Consider the following 13584-nt stretch of genomic DNA (forward strand, 5'->3'; position numbering starts at 1 on the left):
TGCAAATCATTTTTGAATAACCTATTACACAGGTGACTAACTCAATTTTTACAACGCATATTATTACTCAAAAATCCATTTCAAACATAAAAAGAATGAACTTCAATTTTCTTAAGCTATGCTTGCTTGGCTTATTTTTTTTACTAATACAATCCTGCGGTTCAAAAGAAGACGGTAACACTCTTGAAAATAATAGTGAACCTACACTTTTTACACTTTTACAACCTGAAGAAACGGGTATATCTTTTGTAAATAAAGTTGCGAACTCAAAAGAATTCAACATTTTCAAATACCGCAATTTTTATAACGGAGGCGGTGTTGCCATTGGAGACATTAATAATGATGGGCTATCCGATGTTTTTTTAACAGGTAATATGGAACCCAATAAACTCTTTTTAAATAAAGGAGATTTAAAATTTGAAGACATATCGGAAAAAGCAGGTGTAAAAGGAAACAAACCTTGGTCAACGGGTGTTGTTATGGCAGATATCAATAATGATGGTTACCTAGACATTTATGTTAGTAACGCTGGTAATATGGAGGGGAACAATCATGACAATGATCTTTATATCAACAACGGTGATGGCACTTTTACAGAAAAAGCCCATGAGTATAATTTGGCGGAAACAGGTTTTTCAACCCATGCTTCTTTCTTTGATTATGATAAAGATGGTGATTTAGATGCCTATATTCTAAACAACAGTAATATACCAGTAAGTAGCTTAGGGTATGCCGAACAAAGAGAAGTAAGAGCCCAAGATTGGGAAGGTGTTCCAAAAATTTTTAGAGGTGTTGGCGATATGCTTTTAAGAAATGACAACGGTAAATTTGTAGATGTCAGTGAAGACGCCGGTATTTATGGTAGTCTAATTGGTTTCGGATTAGGGGTAATGGTAGTGGACATCAATAATGACCTATACCCAGATATTTACGTTTCCAACGATTTTTACGAAAGGGATTATTTATACATTAACAACCAAGACGGGACCTTTAGTGAGGAGATTCAAAAATGGACCAATCACCTAAGTTTATCCGCCATGGGGATTGATATGGCAGATATTAACAATGATGGTCTTACCGATATCTTTATTACAGATATGCTACCTGAACCGGATCAACGTGTAAAATCGGTGATGGAATTTGAAGGTTATAATATTTTTAAGTTAAAACAGAGCAAAGACTTCCATCAGCAATATATTCAGAACACGCTGCAGCTCAATAACGGTAATGGCTCTTTTTCTGAAATTGCATATTATAGTGGTGTAGAAGCTACAGATTGGAGCTGGTCTGGACTCATGTTCGATATGGATAATGACGGACTAAAAGATATTTACGTCACTAACGGCATTAACCATGATTTGACAGACCTTGATTTCGTGGATTTCTTTGCCAATGAAATCATTCAAAAAATGGCATTGACCGGCAGAAAGGAGTCTATTGATTCCATTATAAACAAAATGCCGGTTACCCCATTACCAAATTACGCGTACAGAAATAATGGTGATATCACGTTCAGTAATTATAATAAACAATGGGGTTTTGAACTGCCAAGTAGATCAAACGGTTCTGCTTATGGTGACCTAGATAATGATGGCGATTTAGACTTGGTAGTCAACAACGTAAACATGGAAGCCTTTGTATACCGTAACAATTCTGAAACGCAGTCTAACAACAACCATATCACTTTAAAATTTAGAGGTGGAGAAGGTAATAAGTTTGGAATAGGCACAGTGGCCCGCTTGTATTACACAGATAACATTATAGAGCAAACATTAATGCCTTCTAGGGGTTTTCAATCTTCTGTAGATTACCCTATGACCATTGGTTTGGGCACTACTGAAACTATAGATTCTGTCCGTATCATATGGCCAAATGACACTACAATAAAACTTGAAAACGTAAAGGCAAACCAGACCATTACCTTTAACCAAGAAGAAGCTACAGATATATACAAAGTCAAAAATACCAAAGCCTCTACCCTGTTGAAATCTATAGAAAACAATACTTTCTTGACCCATAAAGAAAACAATTATATGGACTTTGATAATGAAGGATTAATATCAAAATCATTGGCAGAAGAAGGTCCTGGTTTAGCGGTTGGCGATGTAAACGGAGACGGCAATGATGATATTTTTATTGGTGGTGCAAAAAACCAAACTGGCGCACTATATCTTCATAATGGCAATGGTTCACTTTCTAAACCCATAACAAAATTCTTTGTTGAAGAAGCTCAATTAGAAGATACAACAGCATCATTTTTTGATGCCGACCAAGATGGTGATCTTGACCTTATGGTTGGTACCGGTGGCAATGAAATAGGCAATCAAGGTTCTTACGGAATTAGACTTTACATAAATGACGGCAAAGGAAATTTCTCTTTAAGCACCAACAAACTTCCAAGCATCAATAAAAATGTTGCGGTAATTTCTCCCTCAGATTTTGATGGCGATGGCGATGTAGATGTCTTTGTAGGTTCAAGAAGTATTGTAGGAACTTATGGTGTAAACCCAGACCACTTATTCTTATCAAATAACGGTGATGGAACTTTTACCGATATTACTGAACGTTCCGCATACGACCTTAAAGATGCCGGTATGGTTACGGATGCCAGCTGGGCAGATATGGATGGTGACGGTAAAGATGACCTGATTACAGTATCCGATTGGGGAAGCCCAAAAATTTATAAAAACTCTGGCAGAAGGCTTAGTAAATTTACAAGTTCGTTAGATAGTTTAAATGGATGGTGGGGAGCTGTTGAGGCCTATGATTTAGACAATGATGGCGATCAAGATTTAATTCTTGGTAATATGGGTAGTAATATCCATTACAAACCAGCTCCTGGCAAACCTATGAAAATGTGGGTGAACGATTTTGACAATGATGGTACCATTGAGCAAATTACCACCCAAAACTATGACAATGGCGATTACCCGTTACACCAGAAAAAAGAATTGACCACACAAATATTAGCGCTGAAGAAAAAGAATATTAAAGCTTCAGAATATGCAACGAAGACTATTCAAGAACTATTTTCAAAAGATATTCTAGATAATACCATACAAAAGCAGGTAAACATATCAGAATCTGTTATTGCTATTAACGAAGGTAATGGTAATTTCACCATTAAAATTTTACCACCACAAGTACAGTTCTCATGTATTTGTGGCATTCAATGTTTAGATGTAAATAAAGATGGAAACCTAGACCTTGTCATGGCAGGTAATAATTTTGAATTTAAGCCTCAATACTCTAGACTAGATGCCAACTATGGAAATGTCCTACTTGGTGACGGTAAATTAAATTTTAAATGGCAAAATTATTCTGACAGTGGTTTCTTTATACGTAATGAAGTAAAGCAATTAAAAACCATAAAGGATAAAAACGGAAACGAATTTATTATTGCCGCAATTAATGACGATACTCCAAAACTGTATAGATTAAATGAGGAATAAGTTATTGTACATATCTGTTTTGGTTTTTGCGTTAGGATGCAAGCAAAATTCCGGTGAATTATTTACAAAACTCCCTGCTAAAGATACAGGCATCACCTTTGAAAATAAACTTACCGAAACCAAAGACCTAAGCATATTAGATTACCTCTACTTTTATAACGGTGGTGGTGTTGCCATTGGTGACATCAATAATGACAGTTTACCTGACATCTATTTTTCCGGAAATCAGGTAAAGAATAAGTTATACCTCAACAAAGGCAATTTACAGTTTAAAGATATTACTGAAAAGGCAGGCGTTGAGGGTAATAGTTCTTGGAATACCGGAGCCATAATGGGAGATGTAAACGGTGATGGTCTTTTGGACATTTATGTTTGTGCAGTTGTTGGTTTAAACGGATTCAATGGATATAATGAGCTGTTCATAAATCAAGGAGATGCTACTTTTAAAGAAAGCGCAGCTGAATTTGATCTTGATTTTGAATCTTATAGCTCATCTGCCGCATTTTTGGATTATGATTTAGATGGTGATTTAGATATATATCTCCTTAACCATGCCATACACACTCAAGATTCTTACGGTAATGCGCAAATAAGACATAATCGTATTTACGAAACTGGCGACAAATTGCTACGTAATGACAATGGTAAATTCGTTGACGTCAGCGAAGAAGCCGGTATTTATGGTGGAGTAAATGGATACGGATTAGGAATAGCCGTTTCTGATTTTAATCAGGATGGTTACCCTGATCTTTATATTGGGAACGATTTTCATGAGGACGACTATTACTACCTAAATAATGGTGATGGAACTTTTAAAGAGAGTATTAAAGAGGCTTTTGGACATACCACACGATTTTCTATGGGAAGTGATGTGGCAGACATTAACCATGACGGTTTACCAGATTTAATTTCTTTGGATATGTTGGGCAGAGATGAAGTTGTTCTCAAATCATCCGAGGGTGATGATGATATCCAAATTCAAAAAATGAAAACCGAAACTTTTGGATACCATAATCAGTATACAAGAAATATGCTTTCTGTAAATCAACCCGATGGTAAATTCATAGAAACCGCATTACAAAGTGGCGTTGCGGCAACAGATTGGAGCTGGAGCGCGTTATTCGGGGATTTTAACCAAGACGGTGAGCAAGATCTTTATATTAGTAACGGCATACCTAAACGTCCTAATGATCTAGATTATATTAACTATATTTCTAATGATAACATTAGATCAAAAATCAACAATACCAACCTTGTAGATCAAAAGGCACTTAAAATGATGCCATCGGGTTTTATAGGGAATATGATTTTTAAGGGCTCAAAAGACCTTCAATTTATCGATGAATCAAAAAACTGGATTGCCCAAGACACTATAATAACCGGTGCTACAGCCTATAGTGACCTAGATAATGATGGCGACTTAGATTTAGTCACCAACAATCTTTATAGCCCTGCGGAAATACAAGAGAACACTACTAATGACAAAGCCCACTGGCTTAAGATTAAATTAGATTATACCCCAAAAAACAAATTTGGTATAGGTACTAAAATTTTCTCTTACGCAAACGGTGTTCAGCAATTTAAAGAAATGTATACGGTTCGTGGGTTCCAGGCTTCCTCAGAACCTATTATTCATTTTGGGTACGGTGACCTTACTACTATTGACTCCTTAAAAATCATATGGCCGGACAAAAGCTATCAGACTTTAAAAAATATAGCAGTAAATCAATCATTGAATATTAGTCCAAGTCAAAACAAACCTTTTAATTATAATAGCCTACACCTTCAAAAGCAATTACTGTTCAAAAAAACATTGAACAACCTAGGCATTGACTATATTCATAATGAAGATGCTTATAGCGATTATTTACGTCAAAAATTGATTCCTTATCAAATGTCAGACAGAGGTCCGGCAGTAAGTGTAGGCGATTTAAACGCAGATGGCAAAGAAGATATTTTCTTTGGTGGCTCAAAATACATTCCTTCTCAAGTTTATATTCAAGGTGACACTGTATTTCAAAAAACGGATTATCCAGAGATAAACAAGGATAGTATTAAAGAGGATGTTACTTCAATTATTGCAGATTTTAACAATGATGGAAAGAACGATTTGATTGTAGGGACAGGTGGTGCAGATTTCTACAACGAAATGAAGCCCCTTACAAATTCCTACTACGTATCAAATAATCAAACTTATTCTAAAAAAGAATTTCCCGAAATGTTCGAGAACACATCCGTGCTCTTAAAACTTGATTACGACCATGACGACGACTTGGACCTTTTAGTCTGCAACCAATCTATAAGTGCAGATTATGGAAATAAACCTAACAGTTATTTATTAAAAAATGAAAACGGCAACTTTAGCTTAGCCGACAATACATTTGAGAATCTAGGTATGGTTACCGATGCTTTGGTCACAGATTTCAATAATGATGGATGGGAAGATCTTTTATTTGTAGGTGAATGGATGTCCCCTAAATTTTTTGAAAATAATGAAGGTACTTTCAAAGAAATACATCCTTTAGAAAACGATAAGTTAAACGGTTTATGGCAGACTGTCACTAGTTTTGATATTGATGGTGATGGCGACCAAGATTTTCTTTTAGGCAATTGGGGCTTAAATACGAAGTTCTCCACATCAGAAGAACATCCTATGAAAATGTATTATGGAGACCTTGATAAAAATGGTGCAACAGAAACCATTGTAAGTACATACAAAGACGGTAAAGATTACCCTGTAGACGGATTAAAAGAATTAGCCAGCCAAATGGTTTCGCTTCGTAAAAAATTCAACAACTACCATTCTTTCGCTGGCAAACCCATAGATGAAATTCTAGGTGAGAATATGCTAGCAAATGCGGAAATTTTAGAAGTGCATACTTTAAATTCTGGCTATCTTAAAAATAACAATGGTAAATTCTCTTTTATTCCTTTTAGTTATGAACTGCAATTGGCACCTATAATGTCTTTCTTGGAGTTTGACTTTAACGGAGATCTTAAAACAGAGGTACTCGCAGCCGGAAATTATTTTGGAGTTAAACCATACCATGGGCGTTTTGATTCTTTTCCCGGGGCGTTGATAAGCAGCGACAGCAATATTACCTTAGCAAATAAAATTGGTCTCGATTTAACTGGAAAATCGATTCGTAATATGAACATAATCAATTTCAATAACAACAATTATATATTGCTCACCTTTAATGACAAAGCAGCAGAGGTGTACCAAATACTCAAACCTTAGTACAATGAAAAAATATGTATTTATACTTTTAGCAGTTGTCTTATTTGCAAACTGTACAGAGAAAAAACAAGAACCAATTAAGATTTCTCCAGACGATCTACATAATTCTATTGACCATGTTATAGATATCATGATCCATGATATTTTCTCTCCGCCAGTAGCCAGTAGAATATTTGCATACCCAAACATTGCGGCATATGAGATCGTTGCTCAAACAAACCCTGACTACCAATCTTTATCTGGTCAACTAAAAGACTTAAAACCAATACCGGCGATAGATACCGCATCTGCTATTAATCCACAATTATCCGCACTAATTGCCCATATGAACATCAGTAGACAGCTCATCTTTTCTGAAGATAAGTTTGATGTACTGCAAGATAGTTTGTTCACAAAATGGAAAAATATGAACGAACCGGAATTTGAAGCCTCTAAAATCTACGGCTTAAAAGTGGCAGAACATATTAAAGAATGGATGAACAAGGACAATTACAGTCAAACCAGAACAATGCCTAAATTTACGGTCAACACAGACGACCCAGCGAGATGGCAACCTACCCCACCTGCTTATATGGATGGTATAGAACCACACTGGAATAAAATTCGCCCATTTATTATTGATTCGGCATCGCAGTTTAAACCAGTACCACCACCGCCATTCTCATTAGAAAAAGACTCCGACTTCTACAAAGAACTTATTGAGGTTTATAATATCAGTAATGATATCACCAAAACCGGAGATGAATCTGAAGAAGTGGCCATTGCCAAATTCTGGGATTGCAACCCTTATGTTTCGGTAACTAGAGGTCATTTGATGTTCGCTACCAAAAAAATTACTCCAGGGGCACATTGGATCGGTATTACAAAAATAGCGGCAAAAAAGACCAATAGTAATTTTGATGATACCGTATTTGCATACACCAAGACATCTATGGCCATTGCTGACGGTTTCATTAGCTGTTGGGATGAAAAATACCGAAGCAACCTGATTAGACCCGAAACATTGATCAACCAACATATAGATGAAAACTGGAAACCTATTTTACAAACTCCTCCATTTCCGGAATATACCAGCGGACACAGTGTAGTTTCCGGTGCAGCCTCTACAGCATTGACCAGTATTTTTGGCGATAATTTTAGCTTTGAAGATGATACCGAAACTCCTTATGGTCTACCTATAAGAAAATTTAATTCTTTTAACGAAGCTGCCGATGAAGCTGCCATTAGTAGAATGTACGGCGGAATTCACTACCGAGCTGCGGTAGAAGTAGGTGTTGGCCAAGGTAGAAAAATTGGTGATCTTTTAAACTCTAAAATTAAAATGAAGAAAAATTCAAGTTTAGCACATAATTAATTCGCATGAAAAAAGGCTTAACTATAACCATTGCCATATTAATGGTTGCATTACTTTGGTATTTTCTTATTAAACCACAAGATTATCAAATAAGGGTTGTAGCCAAATCTAATACTGGTACTATAAATCAAGCTTTAAAAGCTTGGAACAATACCTTACCAAATGCTACTGTAAGACAGCTTAATAACTTGGGTAATTTAGAACAAAGAATTGTTTCCGGGGATTCTACCCATATCTATAATTGGAACATAACCCCCATTACGGATTCTACTTCACAATTAATCGTGAATGTAAAGGATGAAGACCATAGTATGGGAAATAAACTTGCGGTCCCATTTTACGATACCGATTTTGAAAAACAATCAAGAAAAACCGTGACCGATTTCATTGAGAACCTCAATGCCCATAGAAAGGAATTTAAAGTTACATTTATGGGAGAAGATAACCTACCTTCTACCTACTGTGCCTGCGTTGAACACAAAACCACACAGATAACCAAGGCTTTTGGCATGATGGAGAGTTATCCTTTTCTCAATTCCGTAATAGCAAGTAATGGCATTCAGGTAAACGGTATTCCATTTATTGAAACTACAGATTGGAATATGCAAAATGATAGCATAAGCTTTAATTTTTGCTACCCCATTATTAAAAGCGATACCTTGCCACAAATAAAAGATATTATTTATAAAGAGTTCATTGGCAAAAAATCACTTAAGGCTGTTTATAATGGTAACTACATGACCTCTGATAGAGCTTGGTACACTTTATTGGACTACGCTGAAGAAAAGAACATTGCCATAGAAAAAAAGCCAATAGAATTCTTTTTTAACAACCCAAATATGGGTGGCGATGCTTTGCGTTGGAAAGCTGAAGTATTTATGCCATTAGCTGATCAAGATGAATAAAATAGTATTAAGCACATTTTTAGTTTTATCTGTATTCACCTCGTGCTCTAATTACGGTCAATTAAAAGTAATTGCAGATTTGCCAGGCAGTTTGGATGAAAACTCTGGATTGGCCACTTATGGCGATTCTACAGTTTGGGTCATTGAAGATGGTGGCAATAAAGATGAAATATATCAAATAAACCTTACGGGAGATATTCTTAAAAGTCTTAAAGTTAAAAATGGTGACAATCAAGATTGGGAAGACCTAACCACTGATAAAGCCGGCAATCTCTATATTGGTGATATCGGTAACAATGCGAACAAAAGAAAAGATTTGGTCATCTATAAACTACCCAACCCTACTATTGAACCAGGAGACAAAATTGACGCTGAAAAAATTAAGCTCCACTATCCGGACCAAAAAGATTTCCCCCCTAAAAAAGAGGGTTTATTTTACGATTCAGAAGCTATTTTTCACCACGATGGTAAAATATTCATAGTAACCAAAAACAGGTCTAAAGCATTTACAGGAGAAGCCCATATTTACTCAGTACCAGATACCAAGGGTACTTATGAGGCAACCCTTGTAGGTTCATTTACGCCTTGCAAAGATTGGAAAATATGCCAAATCACATCAATTGACATATCTCCAAAAGGGGACAGAATCGTTGCGCTTAGCTATGGTAAGCTGTTCATTTTTACAGATTTTACCTGGGATGATTTTACAACGGGCAACATGCAAGAAATTGATCTAGGTGCCCGTTCTCAATTAGAATCGGTTTGTTTTCTCAATGATGACACCCTACTCATTTCCGATGAAAAAGCACATAGTGAAGGTGGTAACCTATACACCTATTCTATAAAATAATTTACTTTTCTAAAAACCGAAACCTAGTCCAAAAGTAAACCTTGGTCCGTCTTCACTGGCAAATATTGCCGTATTCACCGAGATAATATCCGATGCATTTAAGAAAAAACCTCCACCGTAAGAGGTATGCCAACGACCAGAACTCATTTCAGGCATCCACACCCTTCCATAATCAAAACCACCAAAAAGCCCCATTGCAGTAGGTAGTAGTCTTGTGCGTTTTTTAGCAAGGCTAAATCTAATATCCGTATTTTGATAGTAGGAGGTTTTACCTGTAAAACGCTGATTTCTAAAACCACGAAGACCATCAATACCACCTATACTGGCAGCTTGGTAAAATTCGTATTCATCACCTAAGTTAAAATGTGCTTTCCATTTTGTAGCAAGCACCAGCCTTCCGCTTGGTATTAATTTATAATCAAAACTTAAGCTTGGTATTATGTACCCAAAACTACCTCCTTCTTTAGAAAGATTTTCTTTATACCCTGCTTCTAACGAAGTTCCCATTCCTAAGGTTGGGAATGCTTCATTATCCCTGTTTTCGTAAGTATAAGTGGCATGAGCTCCAACAAAATCACTATTGGTTTCTTCTCCATTTTGTTGATAAAAAGTGTTTATGAACCTATCATTGGTTTCTTCTACACTAATATTCTCATAGGACAACCCCAGTTTCACCTTAGCGCCCAACTGTCCTCTCCAAACCAATGATGGTGAAAAGTCTATTTGCCTAAGTTTTACCCTATTAAAATCCAACCCTAAGTCATCATCAAAATTTTCTGTATCGTTACCAAAACCAAAGAAATTCACCGCAAAATTAGGACTTGTAAAACGGGCTTTCAATTCTGCGTTCCAATTCTCAAAAACATGGGCAAATTCTCCCTGATATTTTACGTCAAAACCGCTTGTGGCAAAATAATAAGATGCACCTATGGTATGTTGTTGCGTAAAAGGATTTTGTCTAAACCCATTATAGGTGTATGTATTTAAGAAACCTATTCTAACCCCATCATCTGGATTAAAACCAATAGTAGGTATAATTTGATTGAAACTATTTCTCAATTTAAGTGGCTGATAGGTATTTAGTTCATAGTCATCTGATAATTTAACTTTTGCCCCACTTGTCTTTTCAAACGTGTTTTTCTTGCTCTTAAAATCATACAATGCCACGTTCTTACCATTATCCACTCGATATATATCATTGTTGTGCCCCCCAATAATTCTCACCTTTACTCCCGTAAAATTGGAAGGATTCTTAACCTCAAAAATATCATCATCATCCAAACCAAAAACCCAAAGTTCTTTGGTATCATCACTTGAAAAAATCTTATAATAAAAAAGACGTTTTTTCTTATCTCCTATATTTCTAAAAACCTTTACCTCAGTTTCTGTATCATTAAGTCTATTGATTTCAAACCAATCATCTTTGTCGGTACCCGCTACAACAGCATACTTATTTAAAATCTTGTAGTATTCATTTGCCGTTTCCTGAATGTGGCTTAGGCGTGCCAAAAGTGTTTGCTTAATTTCATTGACCGTTTCATCCCTTACCTCCTCAGGAAAAGCTTTAAACGCCTCATCAATATCACTTTCCTTTAAATTCTCTTGCAAGTATTTTGCCTGAGCCAACCATTGACTTTTTTCTGTTTCTCCTAACAAGGTAAGATCCAAAACATAGGTCATAGGAGAAGAGTTAAAGCCCTTTACGCTTCTAATTTCTTCATTAAAACCTTCCATTAACCTTAAACCTGGTATTATACGCGTGGCAATATTCATTAAAGCACCATCTCCCATTTTGGAGTATACTTGGTCACGATCCCTAGGTACAGGTCTATATACTACCTTATTCTTTTTCTCGTCTTTAAACTCTGCCCATCTCCACTGATCAACATGCCTGTCCCAATCACCTAATACCATATCAAAAAGCCGAGCTCTTAAATAAAGATCCTTGTCCACTTCATACTTTTCATCATCACGCAAGTCTTCTAGCATGCCATCAGTACTCTTTAAATCATTTGAATATCCAAAGCTTGCCAAATCACCATGACCATCTCCAGTGTGTTCCTCAATCATATACAATTCATCTCCAAAAGAATCATTATACTCTTTTAAAGCCGGCTGTTTTGGCACATAATACAATACAGGATTTGTATGGTAAATACCAACAGCATCTGATAATCGCGCTGTGGTAAAAGGAGCATACGGGTGTGAGCCTGTATAAAAATCCTGCAAAAGTTCTTGGGTATAGGTCTCCTTTAAATCATCCAATACATACTGATCCTGAAAAGCCATGGACTGCAAGTATAGCTCGGCGCTCTTTTTTAAAGCTCGCATGACATATTCCCTACCATCCTTTGCGCGAAGACGAAGTGATTTAGATTGATGACCTCCGCCTTTCTTAACAGGTTCAAGACCACCCATAAGGGAATCTAAACGTACCGTAGGCACCTTTACCTTTGTCCCATAATACTTACGATAGCGTTCACCCCAAATTCCTTTATAAAACCTACTTTTTTCAATCTCATTATCTGTGTATACGGACGCCTCTACAGAATCTGGGAAACTGACTGTAAGTTCAGCTTCAAACGTTACTTGCGTAGGTGGCAACACTTCATTTGTAAACAAAAATTCTTCATTATTGTTTTCGCCAACACCATAAAATCTAACTCTTGACGACCCATCTTTATATACTTCTAAAGTAGCATAACCCATTTTTCCCGTACTGAACTGAGAACCGTTCAGCAACTTTGTAAAACCTTCTTTTGCACCTGAACCACTAACAATTTGCGGCGTATTATTTTCAAGGATATACTGTAATGTGTGTTCATGTCCTGATGCGAATATTACCCGATCGGAATATTGTGCCAAGGTCGTTACCCTTTTCATCAATTCTCTATATCGCTTGTTATTTACATCTTCAATGGATGCACCAGATGTAGTTCTTAATACATTAATAAAAGTGCCTAAAACAGGTACCGGCACTGCCATTTTTTTTGGGTAGAATTGTTTTCTTAACGAATACTGCCCTCCATGCTCGCCATAACTGTTTGATGGATGGTGCATGGCTATTACCGTGGTGCGATCTCTATAATCTTTTATGGCATCTTCCAATTCCAGAAAAAACTTGTCCCTACTCTTGATCTCGCATTTGTCATTAATATCGGGGCGTTTGTCCCAATTAGTCAAGTACCATTCTGTATCTATTGTAATGATGGCAACATCTTCCCCAATTTCTATGACATCTATTGGGCAACCGTTCTCAGGTAAAAAAGGGTCTTTTTCCTTCTCTTTTAAAGCTCTTTTTATATAATTTTCTTCCCGTTCCAGACCAATTAAACCTTCAGTGTACCAATCATGATTACCAGGTATAAAAAGTGGTCTGCCCTTAAAATTCTCCAAAGTTTTTATTTGGGCATCTAAATGATTTTTTGCCTCTATATAGGCTTGTGTAGAATCTTTTGGATCCGGTAGCCCAGCAGGATAAATATTATCACCCAAAAATATGGCAGTACTGTTCTTACCTGCCTTATCCAACTTATTTTTGAAAATTTTGAGTGCAGGATTCATACCCCCAATAGGAGACAAACCTGCATCACCAATTAAATAAAATGTATGTGAAACTTCTTTAGAACTATCAACATCTACAGCATATTTATCATCTACATATTTTGTACTATAGGTTGCACAACTTGTAATAAATATAAAAATCGATAGATATGCATAAATCTTTTTCATAGTAGCCTTGCCCTCTTTAAATTTTCGTAATTTGGGTTATTATTATTCAA

At 36.2% G+C, this 13584-nt stretch carries 6 protein-coding genes; 5 read left to right on the forward strand and 1 reads right to left on the reverse strand.

Annotated elements, in window-relative coordinates; genetic code table 11:
- Positions 1-95: 95 nt before the first annotated feature.
- The 5 genes from VBZ51_RS06260 to VBZ51_RS06280 are packed head-to-tail and all read left to right on the forward strand — an operon-like array spanning position 96 to position 9802.
- Positions 96-3452, forward strand: coding sequence for a VCBS repeat-containing protein (locus VBZ51_RS06260; RefSeq protein WP_416576395.1), 3357 nt, complete (start codon positions 96-98; stop codon positions 3450-3452).
- Positions 3442-6693, forward strand: a complete 3252-nt coding sequence (locus tag VBZ51_RS06265; protein ID WP_416576396.1) for a VCBS repeat-containing protein — start codon at positions 3442-3444, stop codon at positions 6691-6693. Before VBZ51_RS06260 ends, VBZ51_RS06265 begins: the two co-directional genes overlap by 11 nt.
- A gap of 4 nt (positions 6694-6697) precedes the next feature.
- A complete protein-coding gene (locus VBZ51_RS06270; protein ID WP_416576397.1) occupies positions 6698-8047 on the forward strand; it encodes a vanadium-dependent haloperoxidase in 1350 nt (449 codons plus the stop codon).
- A gap of 5 nt (positions 8048-8052) precedes the next feature.
- A complete protein-coding gene (locus VBZ51_RS06275) occupies positions 8053-8952 on the forward strand; it encodes an AraC family transcriptional regulator (protein ID WP_321828384.1) in 900 nt (299 codons plus the stop codon).
- Positions 8945-9802 carry a hypothetical protein gene (locus tag VBZ51_RS06280; RefSeq protein WP_416576398.1) on the forward strand — a complete coding sequence of 286 codons (858 nt, stop codon included), beginning with the start codon at positions 8945-8947 and terminating at the stop codon, positions 9800-9802. Before VBZ51_RS06275 ends, VBZ51_RS06280 begins: the two co-directional genes overlap by 8 nt.
- 9 nt (positions 9803-9811) lie before the next feature.
- On the opposite strand, the gene VBZ51_RS06285 is transcribed toward VBZ51_RS06280, so the two are convergent.
- Complete coding sequence (locus VBZ51_RS06285) at positions 9812-13534, reverse strand: metallophosphoesterase (RefSeq protein ID WP_416576399.1); 3723 nt, start codon at positions 13532-13534, stop codon at positions 9812-9814.
- Between the last annotated feature and the right edge of the window lie 50 nt (positions 13535-13584).

It is taken from the genome of Maribacter sp. HS, assembly GCF_048059195.1.
In the GTDB taxonomy this organism is placed as follows: Bacteria; Bacteroidota; Bacteroidia; order Flavobacteriales; family Flavobacteriaceae; genus Maribacter; species Maribacter dokdonensis.

Coding starts and splice junctions, on each gene's coding strand:
- VBZ51_RS06265 (WP_416576396.1), top strand. CDS start 3,442: ATGAGGAATAAGTTATTGTACATATCTGTTTTGGTTTTTGCGTTAGGA.
- VBZ51_RS06270 (WP_416576397.1), top strand. CDS start 6,698: ATGAAAAAATATGTATTTATACTTTTAGCAGTTGTCTTATTTGCAAAC.
- VBZ51_RS06260 (WP_416576395.1), top strand. CDS start 96: ATGAACTTCAATTTTCTTAAGCTATGCTTGCTTGGCTTATTTTTTTTA.
- VBZ51_RS06285 (WP_416576399.1), bottom strand. CDS start 13,534: ATGAAAAAGATTTATGCATATCTATCGATTTTTATATTTATTACAAGT.
- VBZ51_RS06280 (WP_416576398.1), top strand. CDS start 8,945: ATGAATAAAATAGTATTAAGCACATTTTTAGTTTTATCTGTATTCACC.
- VBZ51_RS06275 (WP_321828384.1), top strand. CDS start 8,053: ATGAAAAAAGGCTTAACTATAACCATTGCCATATTAATGGTTGCATTA.